The following is a 22,671-nucleotide window of genomic DNA, read 5'->3' on the forward strand; positions in this document are numbered from 1 at the left end:
AATCATCCTAAAACACACACAAATGAAAATCGCCATCATCGGAGCCGGAAATATGGGCTTATCTTTCTCAAAATCATTTCTAAAATACGAACTGATAAAACCTGAAAATCTTCAGCTTATCACAAGAAACGAATCTAAAATCCCAAAAATATCAGAGGAATTTCCAAAATCCAAGATTTCAATTTTTAATAATGTTAAAGATTTAGATGCAGATTTAATTATCATTGCTGTAAAACCGCAGGATTTTCAGTATGTTGCAGAGAATTTTAATTTTAAATTAAAAGATCACCAAATGGTTCTTTCGATCATGGCAGGAATTAAAATATCTAAAATTCAAAAACTACTCAATCATCAATCCGTTGTTAGAGCAATGCCGAATTCTCCAACTCTTTTGGGAATGGGAATTACAGGCTATACTTCAGCGCAGGGAATTGCTTTCAATGAATTAATGAATATTGAGCGACTTTTAAACAGCACGGGAAGATCAGTTTATTTGGAAAACGAAGATTTACTCGACGGTGTTACTGCGCTTTCCGGAAGCGGACCTGCCTATTTTTATTATATTGTTGATGCAATGATCAAAGCCGGAACTCAAATGGGAATTGATGAAAATCTTTCTAAACTTTTTGTAAAACAAACCATGCTTGGTGCTTATCATTTAATCAATAATTCCGAGAAAAAACTTGAAGAACTCATCAAAGATGTTGCTTCAAAGGGCGGAACAACTGAAGCTGCCTTAAAAACATTTGAAGACAACAATTTCAAGGAAATTTTGCAAAAAGGAATTTTAAATGCAGAAAAAAGAGCGAAAGAACTGAATGGATAATTGTGTGGGAGTGTTTTAGGGTTGGAGTGTTTTAGAGTTGGAGCGTTTTAGGGTTGGAGCATTTTAAAGTTGGAGCAATATTAATTTTTGATGATTCAAATTACGAAACGCTTGAAACGCAATTCAAGAAACTTGCACATTTGCCATCCCAAATAAACCCCAAAAGTATTGAGGAGAATATCATCTACATCAAAAACTCCCATTCTCGAAAAATATTGAAGCGCTTCTACAATCACAATTGCGGAAACAAAGGCTATGATCAATTTTTTCAGGTCTTTCAATTGAGGAAAAACCCAGCCTAAAAAACCGAAAGGAATAAACATCACAACATTTCCGAGTACGATTTTTATAATTTCAAACCAACTTATCGATCCTTTTATAAACCAAAACGTTGATATTATTGGCTCTAACCTTACAATATTATCATCATACTGAAATCTTCCCATCCCGAAAAACATGAGATAGAGCAAAAAAATCGTGTACGGTAAAATGATGAATTTATAAAATTTCTTTAACATCATTTGCAAAGTTATTCATTTCAAAAGCATTAAATTTGTTGTGTTAAAATAATTTAATGAAATACGTTTTACTTACGCTCATTTCAGCGATGCTTTTGTCCATTTCGTGGCCTACTTACGGAATTCCGTTTTTTATATTTTTCGCACTCGTTCCACTTTTGATGATGGAACATGGCGTATCAAAATTTTCTCAGTTTAAGAGAAAAAGCTGGGTGGTTTTCGGACTTTCCTACCTCTGTTTTATCATATGGAATATCGTGACAACGGGTTGGCTTTACGGTGCAAAAAATCCTGATGGAAGCCACTCAATGATGGCGGTGGTATTTCCTATTTTAGCAAATTCATTTTTGTATTCTTTGGTTTTTCAATGTTATCACTGGTATAAAAACGCACAAGGAAGTTATTGGGGACTGGCTTTTTTTGTAGCGATCTGGATGAGCTTTGAGAAATTTCATCTGAACTGGGAATTTACATGGCCTTGGTTGAATTTGGGAAATGTTTTTTCAGACTATCCGCAGTTTATTCAATGGTATGATACTTTAGGCTCAACCGGTGGAAGCTTTTGGATTTTATTGATTAATGTCTTAATATTTTATACGATCAGAGTATTTGAAGTTGAACGAAAAAGAAAAGCACTTATCAGAAACTCATCTATCGTTGCTTTACTAATAATTCTTCCCATAATTATTTCTTTGATTAAATTTAATAATTACGATGAAAAACCAATTGGTCAGGTTAACGTTTTAATGTTGCAACCTGCCCTTGATCCTTATGCAGAAAAGTATTCTAAAGATAGCATCACTATTGTAAAAGAACTTCTTGCGCTTGCCGAAGAAAACACCAAAGGAAAAATCGATTATTATATTGCTCCCGAAACCGCAATTCCGGGAAGAGGTTCGATCTCTGAAACGGCATTTGAAAAAAGCGGACTTTTGAATGATGTGAAAGGATTTTTAGCAAAACATCCTGGTTCGGTTTTCACAACAGGAATTTCATCTCACCGATTTTATAAAAGCGCAGAAAATTTACCTAAAGAAGCTTATCAGCTAAATCCTCAATTGTGGGTAGAAAATTATAATTCTGCAGTGCAAATTATTCCTAATCAAAAAGTAGAAGTTTACCACAAAGGAAAATTGGTTCCGGGTGTTGAAATATTCCCTTACATGAGTGTTTTCAAACCGCTTCTTGGTGACGCAATGATTAACTTAGGTGGAACTGTAGCATCGCTCGGAACAGACGATGAACGTGTTGCTTTTTCCAATCCTTATAACAAAGGAAAAATTGCACCTATTATCTGTTATGAAAGTATTTATGGCGAATTTGTTACCGAATATGTAAAAAAAGGAGCCAACTTTCTAGCGATTGTCACCAATGATTCGTGGTGGGGCGTTACGGAAGGCCACAAACAACTTTTGTCTTATGCAAGACTTAGAGCTATCGAAACAAGAAGAGAAATCGCAAGATCTGCCAACAGTGGAATCTCTGCCCATATCAATGCTAAAGGTGAGGTTTTAGAGGATACTTTTTATGGCGATCAAACTGCTTTATTTGCTAAAGTCAATCTTTATGACAACGAAACTTTTTATGTAAAAGCCGGAGATTTACTAACCAGATTCTCACTGTTTTCTTTAGGGTTTCTGATTTTCTATTTTTTAATTAAATGGTTTCAGAATAAATTAGAGAAAAAGAAAGCTTAATTTTTTTAAAAAAAATATTGAGACATAAATTAAATAGAAAAAATTAGAAATAGCTAAATATCGCTGTACTAAACATATATTAAATTAAAATTGGTGCAGAATAAAAATAAAAGACAAATATTTATTATAAAAGTTTTACATAAAACTTGTCTGTCTAAAAAATTATTCGTTATTTTGCAACCTCAAATATTATACAAATAAGAACATCGAGATATGTCAAGAATTTGCCAGATAACAGGAAAGCGTGCAATGGTTGGTAACAACGTTTCCCACGCTAATAACAAAACGAAGCGTCGTTTTGAAATTAACTTATTGGAAAAGAAATTTTACCTTCCAGAGCAAGACAAGCACGTTACGCTTAAAGTTTCAGCTCATGGATTGAGAATCATTAACAAGATTGGAATCGAAGAAGCTATCGAAAGAGGCATCAGAGAAGGATTGATTAAAAAGAACTAAGATCATGGCAAAAAAAGGAAATAGAGTTCAAGTAATTCTTGAATGTACAGAGCACAAAGAAAGTGGTATGCCGGGAATGTCTAGATACATTTCTACGAAAAATAAAAAGAACACTACAGAAAGATTGGAATTGAAAAAATACAATCCTGTTCTTAAGAGATCTACCCTTCACAAAGAAATCAAGTAATTTATAAATATAATTTACCATGGCAAAGAAAGTAGTAGCAACCCTACAAAGCGGGCAGTCAAAAAAAATGACTAAAGTTGTGAAAATGGTGAAGTCTTCTAAATCAGAAGCTTACGTTTTCGAAGAAAAAGTAATGAATGCAGACGAAGTGGATGCTTATTTGAAAAAATAATCAGTTACTTTATTTACAATACAGAAACTACTCATATTTTGGGTAGTTTTTTTGTTATCTTTGCTTTTAATCTGGCTGGAAGTCAGAAGCTGGATGCACGAAGTTAAAATATTGTAAGCATAATTGCCGACATCCAACTTCCAACACCCAGCTTCCATCAGTAACAATAAAATTCCATAATTCATAAGATGAGTTGGTTTAAAAATATTTTTAAAAAAGAAGAAAAAGAAACTTTAGATAAAGGTTTGGAAAAATCTAATCAGGGGTTCTTTGAAAAAATGACAAAAGCCGTAGTCGGCAAAAGCAAAGTAGATGACGAGGTTCTTGATGATCTTGAAGAAATACTTATCGCTTCCGATGTAGGCGCGTCTACCACCATCAAAATCATTCAGAGAATAGAAGAACGTATCGCAAGAGACAAATACGTTAATACAAGCGAATTGGACCGTATTCTGCGCGAGGAAATCTCAGGATTACTTCTGGAAAATCCGCAGGCGAACACAGGAAACATCGACACTTCAAAAAAACCTTACGTCATTATGGTTGTAGGAGTAAATGGTGTCGGAAAAACCACAACAATTGGAAAATTAGCTCATCAGTTTAAAGCAGATGGAAAAAAGGTTGTTTTGGGAGCAGGTGATACATTCCGTGCTGCTGCCGTCGATCAGCTTACAATCTGGAGTGAAAGAGCCGGAGTAACAATTGTAAAGCAGGAAATGGGTTCTGACCCGGCTTCTGTTGCTTTTGACACCGTACAAAGCGCAGTTGCACAAAATGCTGATGTAGTAATCATTGATACCGCAGGAAGACTTCATAATAAAATTAATTTGATGAATGAACTTTCTAAGATCAAAAGAGTGATGCAGAAAGTAATTCCTGACGCTCCACATGAGATTTTATTAGTTTTGGATGGATCGACTGGTCAAAACGCATTCGAACAGGCAAAACAGTTTACGGCAGCAACTGAAGTCAATGCTTTGGCAGTTACAAAGTTAGACGGAACAGCGAAAGGCGGTGTAGTGATCGGAATTTCTGATCAGTTCCAAATTCCTGTGAAATACATCGGTGTTGGCGAGAAGATGCAAGACCTTCAATTATTTAATGGTACAGAGTTTGTAGACTCATTCTTCAAGAAGAGATAGATAATCTTTATTTCTTGAAAATAAATCACATTCATTAACATTAAAAAATTTAAACTATGGGAATTTTAGCTTGGATCATTTTCGGCCTTATCGCAGGCGCAATCGCAAAAGCACTTCATCCTGGGAATGATCCCGGAGGTTGGATCGTAACGATCATCATCGGTATCTTAGGAAGTATGCTTGGTGGATGGATCGGATCAATGATATTTGGAGTTGACGTAACAGGATTTAACTTTTCAAGTTTCCTTGTTGCAATTGGAGGTTCAGTTTTATTACTTGCAATCTACAGGATGGTTACTAAGAAATAAGAAACTATTACAAAATAAAAAGCCGGATTTGAAAATTTCAAATCCGGCTTTTTTATGAACATATAATTTAGTTGATTTTAATCTGATAAGGCATTTCCATTTTCACTTCAGACTTTAGATTTTTATCTGTAATCTGTTCTAAAATTTCATAATTTGCTTTACCAATTTTATTTTTAATCACTCTTGCGGAAATATCATCTTCATTTAAATCTGAAAAAATCTGCTCAAATGCAGTCATTTTCTTTGGATAAGAAGAAACATTGTAAGATTTTAAATTAGCTTTTTGTGCGGCAAATTTCACGGCATCTTCCAGACTTCCCAATTCGTCTACCAAACCGATCTGTTTTGCACGGGTTCCGCTCCACACTCTACCACCACCAATATTATCTATTTGCTCAAAAGATTTTTTTCTGTTTTGAGTTACAAAATATACGAACCTTTTATAAGTTCCTTCAACACTTCTGGTCATCAAATTTACTCCGTAAGGTGTTAATCCGTTTAATGAAGAGTAATATGCAGCATTTGCGTTGGTAGCAACAATATCAGAACGCACTCCATTTCTGTTGGCTAAATCTTTAAAATAAGGCATCACTCCAAAAACTCCGATTGATCCTGTAAGTGTATTGGGTTCGGAATAAATTTTATCCGCAGCCATTGCGATATAATATCCACCTGAAGCTGCATAATCACCAAAAGAAACTACTAAAGGTTTTTTCTTTTTCAGTTGCTGAAGTTCAAATAAAATTTCGTCAGAAGCATTTGCACTTCCACCCGGAGAATTAATTCTTAGAACTACCGCTTTAATTTTATCATTATCCTGAAGTTCTTTGATATATTTAATATATTTTTCAGCATAAATATCACTGTACTCGTCACCATTATTGATAGAACCGGACGCATAAAGTACGGCTACCTTCTCACCAGATTTATCGTCATCAGAAAAAGAATCGATATATTTTGTTAAAGAAATTTTATTTAATTTATCGTCTCCATTTAGGCTCAATTTTGTTCTGATCATCTGATCATACTCAGTTTTTTGAATCAGTTTGTCAGCTAATCTGTGCTGTAGACTTAAATCAGGAATCATCCCATACAAACTGTCGACAACAGTTTTGAATTGGCTTACATCCATTTTTCTGGATGCAGCGATTTTTGAAGCAGTGTTGTCCCAAATATCGTTTAGAAGAGTACTCAACTGTTCTTTATTTTCAGGAGAAATATCATTTCTTAAAAATGGCTCAACTGCAGATTTGAATTTTCCGTGACGGATTACTTCGATACCGATTCCATATTTTTCAGCAAAATCTTTAAAGAAAGTAACTTCAGTAGAAAGACCTTTCAATTCAATACCTCCGGATGGGTTCAGATAATACTGATCAGCAACAGATCCTAAATAATAAGAAGATTGTGATACCGTATTTCCATAAGCATAAACAAATTTTCCGCTCTTTTTAAAATCCTGAATTGCAGCTCTCAGATCATCGATCTGTGTAATTCCGGCATTTAAATTATCAACTTCAATACTTATACCTTTAATATTATCATCAGTTTTCGCTTTTCTTACCGCCTCTAAAGCATCATATATAAGGATGCTTGTATTTTTATTATTTACATTGAAAATACTTTGCTGGTCTTCTGTAGGGCTGTCAATAATATCTGTTTTAAAGTTAATAGTCAAAACAGAATTCTTTTTTACACTCACAGATTTCTCATTACTCATTGATCCAAATGCAATCATGACAATAAAAAAGAAGAAAAACACAACACACAGCAACACAATTGCCACTATATTTGCCAATACATTTTTAAAGAAACTCTTCATAAAATAATCATTTTTCAATATGTCGCAACATAAGGTCGTTTTGTTACTGGGAAGTAATATTGGTGATAAAAAAAATAATATTGATGCCGCTTTGGATAAGCTGAAAAACGTAGGTGAAATATTAAAAAATAGTGAATATTTAACATCCGCGCCGGTAGAATTTGTAAGTTCCAATAATTTTTGTAATATTGCAACAATAATATTTACGCATTTTTCACCGATTCAGTTACTTAATTACATCAAGAAAATTGAAGCTGAGATGGGGAGAATTAATGATTCTAAAATATCAGGAGGCTATGCAGATAGAATTATAGATATAGACATCGTTAAATTTAATGATTTAAAATTCACTTCAGAACGTTTGGAGATCCCTCATAAAAAGCATCTTTACGAAAGGGAATTTTCTAAAATATTATTAAAAGATTTTATTTAATCAAAAAACATAAAACATATTGTATGAAACTAGGTTTATTCTTATTGGCCACATTGCCTATTGCTACTTATGCTCAGGACAGTATCGCCGTTAATACTTCAGACCAGTATCCTAATACTTTCTCTTCTGGCTCTGCAAATGTTCAAAAATTCGATAATAAAGCAAGACGATTCAATGATTGGTCTGTTTCTGTTGGTGGAGGTGCTGCATTTATGCTCAATTCAGATCTTACGTCATTTTATGACGAAAAAGTAAACTGGGGTTATAACACTTACGTAAGTATAGACAAACAAATTTCCCATACTTTCGGAGTTAGTATTGTTTATCAGAGAGGAGAAACAAACCAGAAAGGAATGCAGGAAGGTGCACGTGGACTGTTAGCTGGTGTAGGAGTTGCAAAAACGAAATACAACCAAATAGCTGTTTTAGGAGACGTGAATTTATCAAATCTTTTAAGAAGAGTTGATAACAAATCTCCCTATAGATGGGCATTACATGGTTATGGAGGATTAGGTTTACAAAATTTCAATACATCATTGTACGATAATGATGAGTTCAGATGGAGTACTTCTCCTAAACGTGTTCCTTTATTTATTGATCAGAAATTAGATATCAATTCACTTTATTATCAGTTTGGAGCAGGTCTTAAATTTAACGTTTCGAGACTTATTGATATTGAGGCCAAAGCGATGTATATTATCAGTGGGGATGATGAATTTGATGGCGGTGGATTGGCTGGTCCTGCAGATTACGAACCTACAAGCAATAACTCTAAATACAATATGATCAATGATAAAAGATCAGACAATATGTTAACAGTTAATTTAGGTGTTTCATTTAAATTAGGAAAACATATGTCTCATCTTACTTGGCATGATCCATTGCAGGAAGTATATTACAAAACTTATCTACTTGAAAATACCGCAAGCGAACTTGTAGTTTGCACACAGGGTGACAATGATAATGACGGTGTTTGTGATGACTGGGACAGACAATTGAATACACCTTCCGGAGCGAGAGTTGATGGTGCAGGTGTAGCTTTAGATATTGATCTTGACGGAGTAATTGACTTATATGATAAGTGCGTTACTGTAGCGGGATCTGCAGATAATAATGGTTGTCCTAAATAATCAGATTATCAAAAAATAAACAAATCATTTAATTAACTAAATAAAAAAAATACACTATGAAATTAAGTTTAGCAATTGTTGCATTGGCTTTAGCAGTTCCTACTGTGTCGTTTGCACAAGATTCAATAGCGGTAGTTTCAAATGAAGGATATCCGAATACATTCTCATCAGGCTCTGCCAATATATCTCCTTTTACACAAAAATCAAAAAGATTCAATGATTGGGCAGTTTCTTTTGGAGCGGGCGTACCCTTGCTTCAGTCAGGAGATTTGACATCTATCAAAAACGGTAACGGAAAAAACCTTTTCGGTTATTCAGCTTTTGTAAGTATTGATAAAGCTATTACTCATGCTTTTGGTATTAATCTTCAATACGACAGAGGAGAAACAAGACAGGGATGGTTTAACACTAAGGATGCAGCCCCTGCAAATGCAGCAGCAAACAGACAAGAAGGTGCGAGAACTCAGTACAATGCAATTTCGATTTTAGGAGATATTAATTTCTCAAACCTTTTAAGAAGAGTTGACAATAAATCTACTTACAGATGGGCGCTTCACGGTTATGCAGGTATTGGTACTTTAGCATACAGCGCATATTTAAAAGACGATGCAGGTCAGAGATTGATGACTGAGATTAAGCCTTTCAAATTTGGTTCTTTCTTTGGTCAAGTCGGAGCGGGACTTAAATTTAAAGTTAACAGAAGAATTGATCTTGAGACAAGATTAATGTACGTTTACACTGGAGACGATGAATTCGACGGTGGTGGTGCACAATATAGCAATATTAATAAAAGAGAAGAGCAAGTTTCTGACAATTTCTTCAATGCTACTGTAGGATTATCTTTAAAATTAGGAAAACACGAATCTCACCTAATGTGGCATGATCCATTGCAGGAAATCTATTACAAATTGGATGTTTTGGCTAACAAAAATCAGGATATTGAAGTTTGTAAAAAAGGTGATGCTGACAACGATGGTGTTTGTGACGATTGGGACAGACAGCTTGATACTCCTGCCGGTGCAAGAGTAGATGGTGCAGGTGTTGCTCTTGATGCAGATTTAGATGGTGTTATCGATCTTTACGATAAATGTGTAACAGTACCTGGTCCAGTTGAAAACGATGGTTGTCCACTTACTCCGACTGCAACCACAGGTCCTGTAGTTGAAACAGAAAGAACTATGGAAGGAATTGAATTTGATTTAAATTCTGACAGAATCTTACCTTCAAACACACCAATTCTTAACAATGCTGTTAGCTATATCAATTCTTCAAATGGTGCTTACACCGTAATTGGAGCAACTGATACCAGAGCTTCTGACGCTTATAACCAAAAGTTATCTGAAAGAAGAGCAAACAGTGTGAAAAACTATTTGATCAAAAATGGTGTAGATTCTTCTAAAATCAACGCAGTAGGTAGAGGTGAAAAAGACCTTAAATATCCTGAGTGTGATCCAGCTACAAAATGTCCGGAATGGAAAAACAGAGCAAACAGAAGAGTTTATTTCGAAGCTAAATAATAAAAAACCTCTTTATATATTTTAAAAGTCACGCAGTGCGTGACTTTTTTTGTTAAATTAGTTTCTATATTTTTACAGTATGATTTCTTCACACGATTTTCAGGAGCTGAAAAACAAAACCCTTAAACACTTTTGGGGTTATGATACATTTAGAGATTCTCAAGGTGACATCATTGATTCTGTGATCACAGGAAATGACACATTGGTTCTCTTACCTACAGGCGCAGGAAAATCTCTTTGTTATCAACTTCCTGCTTTGCTTAGAGAAGGAGTTTGCTTAGTTATTTCTCCGTTGTTGGCTTTAATGAAAGATCAGGTTAATCAGTTAAAATTCAGAGGAATTGAAGCGGAATATCTTTCTTCAGAACTGGATGATTTTGATGCGGAAGTTATTTACAATCGTTGCAAAGATGGCTTAACAAAACTTCTATATGTTTCACCGGAAAGGTTGACTAATTCTCATTTTATCCAACAGATTGAAGAGATACAACTTTCATTTATCGCGGTGGATGAAGCGCATTGTATTTCGGAATGGGGACAGGATTTCAGACCGAGTTATCAGAACATTAAAGATTTCAGAAAAAATAATCCAGAGATTGCTTGTCTTGCTTTGACGGCAACTGCAACCCCAAAAGTTTTAGAAGAAATAAAAAATAAGCTTGAATTAAAAAAGCCGAACGTCTTTCAAAAAAGTTTTAAAAGAGATAATATTAAAATATTTTCAGAAGAAATTTCAGATAAATACCAACGTATTTTTAATATTTTGAAATATGCTAAAGAATCGGGAATCATCTATGTGCGAACAAGAAAAGATGCGGAGTTGCTCACAGAATATCTTCATCGAAATAAAATCACCAATGTCGATTATTATCATGCAGGTTTGACGACGAAAGAAAAAAATGAAAGACAGAACTTCTGGAATCACAGTGACCAGAATGTATTGATTTCTACCAACGCGTTTGGGATGGGTATCGACAAAGACAATGTACGCTTTGTTATTCACTTCTCCCCTTCTCAGTCGATTGAAAATTATTATCAGGAAATTGGTCGCGCCGGAAGAGATGGAAAAAAAAGTTTTGCATTCATGCTTTGGGATCAACAGGAAATTTTAAATTTTGATCAGATCTTAAGAAATCAAATCCCTAATAAAGCTGAATTTCTGAAAATCATTTCCTTTTTATATTCCAAATTTCAGGTTGCAGAATTTGAACTTCCTGAAAAAGTTTTTCAAATAAATATTTCAGGAATTCAGAATTTTACAAAACTGTCAACGGCAAAAATTAAAAACGTTCTGAACTTCCTTCACACTCAGGAAATTATTTATTACAACAGTAATAAAAGTTTATCATCTTTAGAACTTGCTATAAAAGCAGATGAAATTGATCAGCTTCCCAATAAAGATGCTTATTTTATTGAACTTCTTCTGCGTTCCATCTCTGGAATTACGACGCACAAAGTAATGTTCAGCGAACAAAAAGTAAGCGACAAAATTGGAGTAAGCATTCATTTAATTAAAGAACGATTAAAAGAATTACAACAGAAAAATTATCTTGAATATATTGATGGAGCTTTAGCAAGTGTGAAATTCCTTAAGCCAAGGGATGAAAGAGTGACAACCAGTATTTACTGGAAATTATTTGAACAAATTCAGAAAAATAAGATTCAGAAGTGGGAAGAAATGAAATTCTATATCGAAGATTCCACCTATTGTAAAATGAAGTTGATTCTTGCTTATTTCGGAGAGAAAAATTCAAAAAACTGCGGACAATGTACTGTTTGTGAAAAGAATAAAAAATCTATTTTTGGAAAAAATATGTCTTCGGAAATTGTCAATTTACTTGCTGAAAAGCCGGCAACCATAGAAGAACTTTCAATCCAATTAAATTTTCATGCAAAAGAAGATATCTTAGAAAACCTGATTTTCCTTTTGGATTCAGGAAAAGTAAAAATGCTGAATTTTAGAACATACGCAATAAAATAGGTAATAGGTAATAGGTAATAGGTAATAGGTAATAGGTAAAGTTATATATTTAAAATCTTTTAATCTTTTAATCTTTTAATCTTTTAATCTTTTAATCTTTTAATCTTTTAATCTTTTAATCTTTTAATCTTTTAATCTTTTAATCTTTTAATCTTTTAATCTTTTAATCTTTTAATCTTTTAAATAAATCAAAGAAAATTATCTTTGCAAAATGAAATCACTGAAAGTCGTTTTTTTTGGTACGCCTGAGTTTGCAAAAACAGCTTTGGAAGCCATTGACCAATCTCATCATGAAATTGTAGGTGTCGTAACCGTTGCAGATAAAGCGAGCGGACGCGGACAAAAAATTAATCAGTCTGCCGTAAAAGTTTATGCTGTTGAAAATAATCTTAATGTTCTACAGCCTGAAAAACTCAGAAATCCTGAATTTTTAGAAGAAATTAGAAGTTTAAACGCCGATGTTTTTGTTGTCGTTGCGTTTAGAATGATGCCGAAAATTTTATTTGAAATGCCAAAATTGGGAACTTTCAATCTTCACGCTTCTTTACTTCCTGACTATCGAGGTGCGGCACCGATTAATTATGCAGTGATTAACGGTGAAGAAAAAACCGGAGCCACGACATTTTTTATCAATGAAAAAATTGACGAAGGAAATATTTTACTTCAGGAAGAAATTGAAATTTTACACGATGAAAATGCAGGAAGTCTTCATGACAGACTCATGGAAATGGGCGCAAAATTAATTATAAAAACGCTTGATGGCTTATCTGAAAATTCAATCACAGAAAAATCTCAGCAACACGTTGAACACCCGAAAAATGCCTTTAAAATCTTTAAAGAAGATACAAGAATAGATTTTTCTAAAACTTCAAAAGAGGTTCATCAGTTTATTCTCGGAATGTCACCATATCCGGCAGCTTTCACAACTTTAAAAATTGGAGAAGAAGAAAAAGGATTGAAAATCTACGATGGAAAATTTGAAATTGCTGATTACGAAAAAACTGCGGGAACTTTAAAGATTTCTAAAAATGAATTCAAAATTTACACAAAAGACGGAATTTATTTCCCTTTAGAATTACAGCTAGAAGGAAAGAAAAGAATGAATGTAAAAGATTTCCTCAACGGATTTAGAAACTTCGAAGAAATAAAAATGGCTTGATTTCTCAAGCCATTTTTATTTCTTCGAAGTCAATTGTCAATAGTGAATTAGCTTTGCTGTCAATCTAGTTAGAATTAAAAAATTGACTTGCGAAGCAAAATTGACCATTCATCATTCATTTTATAATTGAACCATTTCCGTCACCTCAACATCATAACCTCCAACTTGAGGCTTTACGTCAGGATTCTGAGTGATTACTTTAAATTTATTAATTCCTAAATTCTTTAAAATCTGCGTTCCGATACCGTAATCTCTATAATTGAAAGATGCAGTCGGATGTTTTTGCTGACCGTCCTGATAATTTAAGAACTGCTGCAATTTTCTCAATGTATTTTCAGAATTGGATACGTTATTAATGAAAATAATCGCTCCTTTTCCGGCTTCATTGATCATGTTAGTTACTTTTTCTAACTGTGGTTTTTCACCATTATTTAGTCTCGTCAAAACATCAAAATAAGAATCTGAAGACTGTACTCTGACCAAAACTGGTTCATCAACGGTCCAAGATCCTTTTGTTAAAGCAAAATGGATTTGGTCGTTAGAAGTTTCTCTGAACGCTAAGAAATCAAAATCGCCATACGCAGTTTTCACTTCTCTCTCCTCGATTCTTTCGATAAGGTTTCCTTTTTTAAGCTGATAATGAATCAAATCTTCGATAGAAACGATTTTCATATCGTGTTTTTGTGCAAAAGCGTACAGCTCCGGCAAACGCGACATGCTTCCGTCTTCATTCATAATTTCACAGATCACACCACCCTCTTTTAAACCTGCTAAACAAGTCAAATCGATTGCGGCTTCAGTATGTCCTGCTCTTTTTAAAACACCACCTTTTTTAGCACGTAATGGAAAAATGTGACCAGGACGCATAAAATCTGTAGGTTTTGCTTTTTCATCCATTAAAGCTAAAATCGTTTTAGCTCTATCCCCTGCAGAGATTCCTGTAGAAGTTCCGTCACCCAAAAGATCTACAGATACAGTAAATGCAGTCTCTTTAGGATCACTGCTTCGGCTTACCATAATATCAAGGCCAAGCTCGTCACACCTTTTTTCAGGAAGCGGCATACAGATCAAGCCTCTTCCATGATACGCCATAAAATTGATGAGCTCAGGAGTCGTCAGTTCGGCAGCACAAAGAAAATCTCCTTCATTTTCTCTGTCTTCATCGTCTACCACTATGATTATTTTACCATTTTTAAGGTCTTCAATAGCCTCTGGAATAGTATTTAATTTAAAATCAGACATTTTTACTTTAATTTTCGCAAAGATACTCATAAAAATAAGCATCAACAATTAATATAGATGGTTTGTTAAGCTTAGAATAACGAGTCTACTGCTCTTTTAATAATCTCATACGATTGCAATCTTTTTTGGTGATCATAAATATGAGAATTAATCATCAATTCATCTACCTGATATTTTTCCTGAAAGGTTTTTAGCTGTTCAGCAATTTCAGATTGGTCTCCTATAAAATTGAATTTCAATTTTTGTAAAACCATAGATTTTTCCATTGCCGACCAAATTGCATCCATATCTTCTACTGGTGCCGGAAAAGGTTTCCTGTCGTTTCGGATAATATTGATAAACGCCTGAAATAAAGTCTTAGAAAGCAAATGCGCTTCTTCTGAAGTTTCTGCAGCTACGCCATTCACGCAGGCAATGATGTAGGGTTTATCTAAATATTGCGATGGCTCAAAATGCTCTCTGTAAATTTTGAAAGCCATTTCCATTTGTTCAGGAGCAAAATGTCCCGCGAATGCATACGGAAGACCCAATTCTGCGGCTAACCATGCACTGTCTGTACTTGAACCTAAAATATACATCGGAATATCTAAACCTTCACCGGGAATCGCACGAACTAACGCATCTGAATTTTCTTTTGAAAAATATCTTTGAAGTTCAAGAATCTGTCTTGGAAACTGCTCATTGATGATTGCCGGATTTCTTCCTAAAGCTTGAGCCGTCAGACCATCTGTTCCCGGAGCTCTTCCCAAACCAAGATCAATTCTTCCCGGAAAAAGTGATTCTAATGTTCCGAATTGTTCGGCAATTACTAATGAACTGTGATTGGGAAGCATAATTCCTCCCGATCCAACTCTTATTTTTTTCGTTCCGTTGGCGATAAAACCGATCAGAACTGAGGTTGCAGAACTGGCAATACTTTCCATATTGTGATGCTCGGCAAGCCAGAATCTTTTATAATTTAAATTTTCAGCAAAGTTTGCCAGAGACAGACTGTCCTGAAAAGTATTGTTAATGCTTTTACCCTGCTTTACGGGAGCGAGGTCTAAAACAGATATTTCAAAGTTTTTCATATCGGATTGTTTATTTCTTCAAAAGTGATAGGCAATCATTTGTTGATTTCATTTAATAATAATTTGAAATACAAATCTAAAGCTAATAAATTGCATTAGTTACTTTTTGTAATTGATGGAATTGATTGATGTGTTGTAGGAAAACTATTGAAAGAATATTTTTGTTTAAATATTTTTTAAATTATTAATTTATTATCTTAGTCACAAACTTTAATAACTTTAAAAAAACTTAAATGCTCTATGAAAAAAATTCTACTCTTCGTCACTTTAACATTATTTGTAAGTTGCTCCTTTAATCAAACATTTTCAAACAGAGAATCTGACAGAGATGAAGCAGCAGAAATTTCAAAAAAATTTTATTGGGAATTGTCGTTTGGAGGAAATCAGGATGATCTTTATAATCTTTTTGGGGAGCAGTTTTTTGAAGTAACAAGTAAAGATAAACTCAATCAGATGAATCTTGTATCTCAAAATGAAATAGGACAAGTTCAAGATTATACCTTAGTAAAATGGGAAACTCTTGTCGTCAAAGGCAGTAATCCCAGAAGTGAATATGTTTTAACGTATGACGTAAAAAGAGAAAAAGGGAAAACTCAGGAAACATTCTCAATGAATAAAAAAGAGGGGGAAATTAAGATTGTAGGATATCATATTAATCAAGGTCTATTAGATAAATAGTTTCATATAATTAAAAAGGCAATGATTGACATTACATCATAGAAATCACTACCTTTCAGATATTATTTCGCTTTCTCTTTCAAAAAATTAAAATGATTAATCAAAATCCTGATTTCATTAAAATCAAAATCATTAGGCAATGCCGTTTTCCATTCGTTTAAAGTTTCTTTGGGGTCAGTTTTAAAAGCTTTTTCGAAAGTTTTAATTTTATCAGAAGTAATCACTCTCGACAAATCAAGCAAACCCTGTTCGGCAAATCTTGCCAAATGTCCCAACACCGTTTCTTTAACCAAACCTCTTTCCAAAGCAATTTCTGAAATGGTTTTTCCCTGTTCAAACAATTGGAAAGTCAAAACTTGTGAAGGAACTTTCGCAATCTTCATGCTGACTTCTTTGTCATTTTTTTCGTCTAAAAGTTTCGTTTCCAAAAGATGTGCGGTCTTCAGACTATTCAGATATTCTTCAATATCTTCGAGCCAGCTTCTCAATTCTTCGTTATAGTTTTTCAGACCTTTTACGCCTTTAATTTCAGAATAAAATTCTTTCAGTGGACTGAAAATTTTGTCTTTCACTTCGCTGAAAAAGAAATTAACTGCACCTTTGGTTTTATTTTCAATCTCGCTCCATTCCTCAGTTTGGTTGATGAAATTATTTACTTTCTGGAAAATAATTCGTTCCAGCTTTTCAAAAATTTTACCCAGATTAACAACATCCCGTTTTAATTGAAGATACAACTGTTTAGATTTTGCGTGGTCGATGCTTTTGGTCGTGATCGAAAGATTATTCCACAGCTCGACTTCTTTTAAAAGCCATTGAGAATCTACAGAACGAAGCACTTTTCTAATACTGTAATCGTACTTTTCTCTGTTCAGAATTTCTTCTACATTATCATTGGCAAAAGTTGCACCTTGAAACTGCAGAATTCTGTTGTCTTTAAAGATCACTTCAGGAGTGATTTTAGATTTTAAAACAATCCCTTCCAAAGTTCGGCAACGAGACAAAGCTACGTAAACCTGACCTGCCGTAAAACTTTTTCCGGCATCAATAATCACTTTGTCAAACGTTAAACCCTGACTTTTATGAATAGTCACTGCCCAAGCTAATTTTATCGGAAACTGTTCGAAGCTTCCTAAAACCTCTTCTTTAATATTTTTTTCTCCGTCTAAAGAATATTTTTTCTGTTCCCAGACTTCTCTTTTTACAGTAATTTCTCGTTCACTGCCTTCGAGAACAACTTTGATTTCTTTTTCGTCTAATGCAGAAATTTCACCCAATTTTCCGTTAAAATATTTTTTCTCCCCGGAAATATCATTTCTGATAAACATTACTTGAGCACCGATTTTTAATTCTAAAAACTGCTCATTCGGATATTGGTTTTCTTTAAATTCACCAAAAAGTTTTGCCTCAAAAGTTGCCGGACTCACTTTTATTTCTGCCAACTTTTGCTGATTGATATCGTCGGCCAACTTATTGTGCGAACAGAGATAAATGTAAGAATCTTCACCTGCATTAAAATCAGGATTGAATCTTTCGTTTAAATGTTCAAAATCAATATTGGCAACATCTCCGTCACGAATTGCATTTAAAATTTCTAGAAATTCTTCGTCAGTCTGACGGTAAACTTTTGTCAGTTCAATCGTCAGCAAAGGAATATCTTTAATTGCAAGACTGTCGAAAAAGAAAGGCGACTGATAAAACATTTTCAAAATATGCTCATCTCGCACCACAGGTGGAAGCTGATACAAATCTCCGATGAATAACATCTGAACACCACCAAAACGCTGATTATTTCTTCGAATAAATCGCAAGGAAAAATCCATCATATCGAGAACATCGGCGCGCAACATTGAAACCTCATCAATAATCAGAACCTCAACCTCACGCAAAAGCTTGAGTTTGTCTTTTCTGTATTTAAAATGTTGTTGAAGGTCAGCAATGTTATTGCCCAAACTTCCGTCAATTCTGTCTGTTGTAGGCAAAAAAGTACGCAACGGCAACCCAAACATTGAGTGAATGGTTACGCCACCTGCATTGATTGCAGCAATCCCGGTTGGTGCTACAACAATGTGTTTTTTTCGTGTTTTTTTTACAAATTCGTTAAGGAATGTTGTCTTTCCCGTTCCTGCTTTTCCGGTAAGAAAAACGCTACGGTTGGTATGTTCTATTAAGTCAAAAAAATGATTATTCATCGCTGCAAAATTACGAAAAATGAAAATAAGGAACGAAATTTGATGACCTTAAAAAATAAAAATCTCCCTATGAAAAACTGGTCAATTAAAATATCTGCACTTGTATTATTTGCAAGTCTTACGATTTTTTCCTGCAAATCTGCACAAAGTAACGATCCAGCGGAAATGCCTAAAGATATTTCAGAAAGACCTGCGGATGAAAGTTCTCAAAAGTATGATGAAGCTCAACTCGATAAACTAAAAGCGTCAATAGAATCTATGGCTGCTAAGGAGAAATGCACAAATGCGGCAGACTGGACTTTCTCTCCCATAGGCACCAAAGCTTGTGGCGGCCCTATTTCTTACATCGCTTATCCAAAGAAAAATGAAGCGACCATTCTTCCAAAAATTCAAGAATATACGCAGAAGATGGCTGATTTTAATAAGAAATATAACATTACCTCAGATTGTATGTTAGCCGCAGAACCAACTGGTGTAAAATGTCAAGCAGAAAAAGCAGTTTTGATTTATCCTTAATCAATAGTTTTAAATAAATATAAAAGCTCTGAACTAAATTTAGTCAGAGCTTTTTATTTTTGCGTTATTCGAAAATAAGTTTTGGCTAAAGCCAAAGGATTACTTTCTTTATTGAAAACGGGCTAAAGCCCGTTCCTGTTGAGTAATTTTCATCTACTCTTTATACCAAGAAGAATATTTCACATAATTATCTGCAATACGATTCACTTCTCCCTCCAGTAATGCCGAAGAAATATCTTTAATCTTTCTTGCCGGAACTCCGCCCCACACTTCGCCGGATTTAATATGCGTTCCCTGAGTCACTACCGAACCTGCGCCAACAATGGAATTCTCCTCAACCAGACAGTCATCCATTACGATAGAACCCATTCCAATCAAAACATTATCTTTAATTCTGCATCCGTGAACGATGGCGTTGTGACCGATAGACACATTATTTCCGATTTCCAATGGAAATTTTTCGTAGGTACAGTGTAACATGGCATTATCCTGCACATTAACCTTGTCTCCCATTTTGATGTAATTTACATCACCTCTGATCACTGCATTATACCAAATACTGCAGTCTTTTCCCATCACTACATCGCCAATAATCGTGGCGGTTTCTGCCAAAAAAGTATTATCTCCGATTTGCGGTGCTTTTCCTAAAAGTTCTTTTACAAGTGCCATATTTTTAATTTGAAAATTTGAAAATGAGTCAATTTGAAAATCATTTAAGTTGTCATCCTGCTTTTTTAAATTACAGTGATAGCAAAAATCTAAGTTCCAAATTCTAACTTCCCAGTTCTTATCCGTATTTTTGTATCTCAAATTTAAAGAAAAAATGCATACTATTCTTATAGAGCCAACTGAAAACCCAAAAGTGATGAAATTTGTAGCTGATTACAACTTGATTCCCGGGTCTTTGGAGTTGGACAGAAATTCAGATATATCAGAAATCCCTTTAGCACAGGAAGTTTTTAACTATCCTTTTGTGGAAAGAATTTTCATTACTGCTAATTTTGTTGCCGTGGCTAAACAGGATACGGTAGAATGGGAACATATTGCCGAAAATCTGAAAAATGTAATTGAGGATGAGCTTTTGGCCAACCCGAGAATCTATCTTCAGAAGAAAAAGGAAATGATTCAGATTTATGCAGAGATGACACCCAATCCCAATGTAATGAAATTTGTTTCGAGCAAAATTCTGATGGATGGTTTTGTGGAAGTAAAATCGAGAGAAGCCTCAGAAGGAGTTCCTTTGGCTCAGGCTATTTTTAAAGATTTTGATTTTGCTAAAGAAGTTTTTATTTCAGATAATTTCGTGGCAGTAACGAGAGACAATTCTGTGGAATGGCATCAGGTAATGATGGCGGTTCGTGGTTTAATTGCCGAATACCTTCAAAGCGGTGGCGAAATTTCAAATATCGTTGCTCAAAAACACGAAAGTCCTGTTGAAAATATTATTAACAGAGATTACACAGATAACGAACAGAAAATTTCTGATATTTTAAATGAATATGTAGCTCCTGCAGTAGAAAATGACGGTGGAAAAATTTCATTAATAGAATATGATGAAGCCAACAAAACTGCAAAAATGCTTTTACAGGGCGCTTGTTCAGGATGCCCAAGTTCTACTGCAACCTTAAAAGGTGGAATTGAAAATATCTTAAAACAGTTCGTTCCAGATTTAGTACAACACGTAGAAGCAGTAAACGGCTAAATATTAGTAATGAGTAATAGGTAATATTTTACCTAAGTCATATTACTAATTACCCATTAATTATTACCTATATAGAATGAAAGGAATATTATTAGTCAATCTAGGTTCACCAAGATCCACCTCTGTGCCCGATGTCAGAGAATATCTTGATGAATTTTTGATGGACGAGAAAGTAATTGATTACCGATGGTTCTTCCGTGCACTTTTGGTTCAAGGAATCATTTTAAATACAAGACCTGCAAAATCAGCTGAAGCCTATAAAACTGTCTGGACAGATGAAGGTTCACCTTTAATTGTCATCACTCAGAAAATTCAAAAAAAACTTCAGAAATTGGTTGACGTTCCGGTAGAAATCGGAATGAGATATGCACAACCAAGCATTGAAGCCGGAATTCAAAAGTTAGTTGATCAGGGTGTGACGGAAATTGTCTTATTTCCATTGTATCCGCAATATGCGATGAGTACAACTGAAACTGTGATTGATAAAGCAGAAGAAGTAAGAAAAAAGAAGTTTCCGGGTATTAAAATCAATTACATTCAGCCTTTCTACAATAGAGAAATTTACACTGATTGTCTTGCAGAAAGCATCAGAGAAAAACTTCCTGAAAATTTTGATGCGTTACAATTTTCTTATCATGGCGTTCCGGAGAGACATATATATAAGACAGATCCTACAAATACCTGTAATCTGAATGATTGCTGTTCCCGTGAGAATAATCCGAGTCACCAGTTTTGCTATCGTCATCAATGTTTTGATGTGACCAATTCTGTAATTAAGAAATTAGGTTTACCAAAAGAAAAAGTGATGGTCACCTTCCAATCAAGATTAGGAAAAGACAAATGGATGGAACCTTATACGGATGAAACTTTGGAAACCATTGGCAAAAAAGGAATTAAAAACCTCGCTATTGTTTGTCCGGCCTTCGTTTCCGACTGTCTGGAAACTTTAGAAGAGATTTCAGTAGAAGGAAAACATCAGTTTGAGCATGGTGGTGGAGAGAATTTCCATTATATCCCATGCCTTAACGATGAAGACCGATGGATTGATGTTGTAAAAACACTCTGTGAGGAAAAACTGAATGAATTTTATTTCGTTTAAATAAATTTTAAAAAATATTGAGGGACATTTGCGCAATCAAATGTCCCTTTTTTATTTATTTTCCATAACACCCCTCAAAAATACAGGGCTAATTATATAAATTTAAATTTATTTCATAATATTTTAAAATTTAATGGGGGTAAGTTTGGTTTTTTAATATTTTTTTGTAATTTTACCCTATCAAAAGATAGGGACAATTTAAAAAATTAGAAATAATGGACTCAAGTATAGAAATTCTAAAAAGAAAAATTGAAAGTTTCACTCCGGAACTTGCAGAGGCGTTCATTAGAATCGTGGACAATTTAGATACGACTCCTAAAACTAATGTTCCGCAATTTCAGTTGGATGAAGTTTTTAACAGAATTCAGTTTCATTCTGAAAACACAAAAACGAAACTTGATTTTTTTGAGAGTATTACAGAACTTGAACAAATCTGTGCGTAATGAAAGTTTTGTTGTCGTCGATTGCAAAAAATGACATCAGAATGTTGATGCGGGTTTTCAATGCTGAAGAACAAAACAAAGACAAATATTTTTTAGATGATTTAAAAGAATCTATCAGTACAATTCTTAGCAATTACGAAAAATTAGATATAAAAAGTAAGGAAGTACAGGTTTACAAAACCGAAAAATTCCCTGTTGATATTCATTATTTATTTGAAGAAAACGACAGCCTTTTTATTACCGCGATTTTTAAGAATTGATTTAATTAAGACTTTTTTGACATTATTATATAGTTTGATTTTATCTGTAAAGGTCTTGTACACCTTAAACAGCAACCTTACAAATGAAAATTTTGTAAGGTTTTTTTTTAACTAAATTTATCTT

Annotated in this window: 25 protein-coding genes; 18 read left to right on the forward strand and 7 right to left on the reverse strand. The window is 34.1% G+C overall.

What is annotated here, in order from left to right:
• Positions 1–22 precede the first annotated feature (22 nt).
• Positions 23–826 (forward strand): pyrroline-5-carboxylate reductase, encoded by an 804-nt coding sequence (gene proC / locus NZ698_RS12670; RefSeq protein ID WP_263003508.1) that lies wholly within the window; start codon positions 23–25, stop codon positions 824–826.
• A gap of 95 nt (positions 827–921) precedes the next feature.
• On the opposite strand, the gene NZ698_RS12675 is transcribed toward proC, so the two are convergent.
• The gene (locus tag NZ698_RS12675) at positions 922–1,344 is read right to left on the reverse strand and encodes a VanZ family protein (RefSeq protein WP_263003510.1); all 423 of its coding nucleotides are present in this window, start codon (positions 1,342–1,344) and stop codon (positions 922–924) included.
• Positions 1,345–1,400: 56 nt separating this feature from the next.
• On the opposite strand from NZ698_RS12675, the gene lnt reads away from it, so the two are divergent.
• The 4 genes from lnt to NZ698_RS12695 all read left to right on the forward strand — a co-directional run bounded on the left by lnt (position 1,401) and on the right by NZ698_RS12695 (position 3,856).
• On the forward strand, positions 1,401–3,041 hold the full coding sequence (gene lnt, locus NZ698_RS12680; RefSeq protein WP_263003511.1) for an apolipoprotein N-acyltransferase: 1,641 nt from the start codon (positions 1,401–1,403) through the stop codon (positions 3,039–3,041).
• Between the two features lie 213 nt (positions 3,042–3,254).
• Positions 3,255–3,497 (forward strand): 50S ribosomal protein L28, encoded by a 243-nt coding sequence (gene rpmB, locus NZ698_RS12685; protein ID WP_034760742.1) that lies wholly within the window; start codon positions 3,255–3,257, stop codon positions 3,495–3,497.
• Between the two features lie 4 nt (positions 3,498–3,501).
• Complete coding sequence (rpmG, locus tag NZ698_RS12690; RefSeq protein ID WP_027373683.1) at positions 3,502–3,684, forward strand: 50S ribosomal protein L33; 183 nt, start codon at positions 3,502–3,504, stop codon at positions 3,682–3,684.
• 19 nt (positions 3,685–3,703) lie between these two features.
• The gene (locus NZ698_RS12695) at positions 3,704–3,856 is read left to right on the forward strand and encodes a DUF4295 family protein (RefSeq protein ID WP_082002123.1); all 153 of its coding nucleotides are present in this window, start codon (positions 3,704–3,706) and stop codon (positions 3,854–3,856) included.
• On the opposite strand, the gene NZ698_RS12700 is transcribed toward NZ698_RS12695, so the two are convergent.
• A complete protein-coding gene (locus NZ698_RS12700; RefSeq protein WP_263003513.1) occupies positions 3,841–4,041 on the reverse strand; it encodes a hypothetical protein in 201 nt (66 codons plus the stop codon). The two genes, NZ698_RS12695 and NZ698_RS12700, sit on opposite strands and share 16 nt — an antisense overlap.
• Before the next feature lie 3 nt (positions 4,042–4,044).
• Here NZ698_RS12700 and ftsY point away from each other — a divergent pair, with 3 nt between their 5' ends.
• Both ftsY and NZ698_RS12710 read left to right on the forward strand, forming a co-directional pair.
• Positions 4,045–4,998, forward strand: coding sequence for a signal recognition particle-docking protein FtsY (gene ftsY / locus NZ698_RS12705; protein ID WP_263003514.1), 954 nt, complete (start codon positions 4,045–4,047; stop codon positions 4,996–4,998).
• A gap of 56 nt (positions 4,999–5,054) precedes the next feature.
• Positions 5,055–5,306: a GlsB/YeaQ/YmgE family stress response membrane protein gene (locus NZ698_RS12710; protein WP_263003515.1), complete on the forward strand. Its 252-nt coding sequence runs from the start codon at positions 5,055–5,057 to the stop codon at positions 5,304–5,306.
• 67 nt (positions 5,307–5,373) lie between these two features.
• On the opposite strand, the gene sppA is transcribed toward NZ698_RS12710, so the two are convergent.
• Complete coding sequence (gene sppA / locus NZ698_RS12715) at positions 5,374–7,128, reverse strand: signal peptide peptidase SppA (protein ID WP_263003517.1); 1,755 nt, start codon at positions 7,126–7,128, stop codon at positions 5,374–5,376.
• 19 nt (positions 7,129–7,147) lie between these two features.
• Here sppA and folK point away from each other — a divergent pair, with 19 nt between their 5' ends.
• From folK to fmt, 5 genes are all read left to right on the forward strand, one after another.
• On the forward strand, positions 7,148–7,561 hold the full coding sequence (gene folK, locus NZ698_RS12720; RefSeq protein WP_263003519.1) for a 2-amino-4-hydroxy-6-hydroxymethyldihydropteridine diphosphokinase: 414 nt from the start codon (positions 7,148–7,150) through the stop codon (positions 7,559–7,561).
• Between the two features lie 23 nt (positions 7,562–7,584).
• Positions 7,585–8,691: an OmpA family protein gene (locus NZ698_RS12725; protein WP_263003520.1), complete on the forward strand. Its 1,107-nt coding sequence runs from the start codon at positions 7,585–7,587 to the stop codon at positions 8,689–8,691.
• 56 nt (positions 8,692–8,747) lie between these two features.
• Positions 8,748–10,208 (forward strand): OmpA family protein, encoded by a 1,461-nt coding sequence (locus tag NZ698_RS19465; RefSeq protein WP_303649261.1) that lies wholly within the window; start codon positions 8,748–8,750, stop codon positions 10,206–10,208.
• A 79-nt stretch (positions 10,209–10,287) separates the two neighbouring features.
• Entirely contained in the window at positions 10,288–12,189 is a 1,902-nt protein-coding gene (locus tag NZ698_RS12735; protein ID WP_263003521.1) for a RecQ family ATP-dependent DNA helicase, read from the forward strand.
• A 211-nt stretch (positions 12,190–12,400) separates the two neighbouring features.
• Positions 12,401–13,348: a methionyl-tRNA formyltransferase gene (fmt, locus tag NZ698_RS12740; protein WP_263003522.1), complete on the forward strand. Its 948-nt coding sequence runs from the start codon at positions 12,401–12,403 to the stop codon at positions 13,346–13,348.
• A gap of 120 nt (positions 13,349–13,468) precedes the next feature.
• On the opposite strand, the gene ribB is transcribed toward fmt, so the two are convergent.
• The gene (ribB, locus tag NZ698_RS12745; protein ID WP_263003523.1) at positions 13,469–14,590 is read right to left on the reverse strand and encodes a 3,4-dihydroxy-2-butanone-4-phosphate synthase; all 1,122 of its coding nucleotides are present in this window, start codon (positions 14,588–14,590) and stop codon (positions 13,469–13,471) included.
• A 71-nt stretch (positions 14,591–14,661) separates the two neighbouring features.
• Complete coding sequence (locus NZ698_RS12750) at positions 14,662–15,660, reverse strand: LLM class flavin-dependent oxidoreductase (RefSeq protein ID WP_263003524.1); 999 nt, start codon at positions 15,658–15,660, stop codon at positions 14,662–14,664.
• Positions 15,661–15,900: 240 nt separating this feature from the next.
• On the opposite strand from NZ698_RS12750, the gene NZ698_RS12755 reads away from it, so the two are divergent.
• A complete protein-coding gene (locus NZ698_RS12755) occupies positions 15,901–16,338 on the forward strand; it encodes a hypothetical protein (RefSeq protein ID WP_263003525.1) in 438 nt (145 codons plus the stop codon).
• Between the two features lie 62 nt (positions 16,339–16,400).
• On the opposite strand, the gene NZ698_RS12760 is transcribed toward NZ698_RS12755, so the two are convergent.
• Positions 16,401–18,527: a helix-turn-helix domain-containing protein gene (locus tag NZ698_RS12760; RefSeq protein ID WP_263003526.1), complete on the reverse strand. Its 2,127-nt coding sequence runs from the start codon at positions 18,525–18,527 to the stop codon at positions 16,401–16,403.
• Between the two features lie 69 nt (positions 18,528–18,596).
• Here NZ698_RS12760 and NZ698_RS12765 point away from each other — a divergent pair, with 69 nt between their 5' ends.
• Positions 18,597–19,043 (forward strand): hypothetical protein, encoded by a 447-nt coding sequence (locus tag NZ698_RS12765; protein ID WP_263003527.1) that lies wholly within the window; start codon positions 18,597–18,599, stop codon positions 19,041–19,043.
• A gap of 153 nt (positions 19,044–19,196) precedes the next feature.
• Here the strand turns inward: NZ698_RS12765 and NZ698_RS12770 are convergent, their stop codons facing one another.
• On the reverse strand, positions 19,197–19,712 hold the full coding sequence (locus NZ698_RS12770; RefSeq protein ID WP_263003528.1) for a gamma carbonic anhydrase family protein: 516 nt from the start codon (positions 19,710–19,712) through the stop codon (positions 19,197–19,199).
• 154 nt (positions 19,713–19,866) lie between these two features.
• Here NZ698_RS12770 and NZ698_RS12775 point away from each other — a divergent pair, with 154 nt between their 5' ends.
• From NZ698_RS12775 to NZ698_RS12790, 4 genes are all read left to right on the forward strand, one after another.
• The gene (locus NZ698_RS12775; RefSeq protein WP_263003529.1) at positions 19,867–20,745 is read left to right on the forward strand and encodes a NifU family protein; all 879 of its coding nucleotides are present in this window, start codon (positions 19,867–19,869) and stop codon (positions 20,743–20,745) included.
• A 76-nt stretch (positions 20,746–20,821) separates the two neighbouring features.
• Positions 20,822–21,844 (forward strand): ferrochelatase, encoded by a 1,023-nt coding sequence (gene hemH, locus NZ698_RS12780; RefSeq protein WP_263003530.1) that lies wholly within the window; start codon positions 20,822–20,824, stop codon positions 21,842–21,844.
• 215 nt (positions 21,845–22,059) lie between these two features.
• Entirely contained in the window at positions 22,060–22,287 is a 228-nt protein-coding gene (locus NZ698_RS12785; protein ID WP_263003531.1) for a hypothetical protein, read from the forward strand.
• A complete protein-coding gene (locus NZ698_RS12790; RefSeq protein WP_263003533.1) occupies positions 22,287–22,547 on the forward strand; it encodes a hypothetical protein in 261 nt (86 codons plus the stop codon). The genes NZ698_RS12785 and NZ698_RS12790 overlap by 1 nt, the downstream gene beginning before the upstream one ends.
• Positions 22,548–22,671: the final 124 nt, after the last annotated feature.

The organism is Chryseobacterium edaphi (assembly GCF_025628985.1).
GTDB classification, from domain to species: Bacteria; Bacteroidota; Bacteroidia; order Flavobacteriales; family Weeksellaceae; genus Chryseobacterium; species Chryseobacterium edaphi.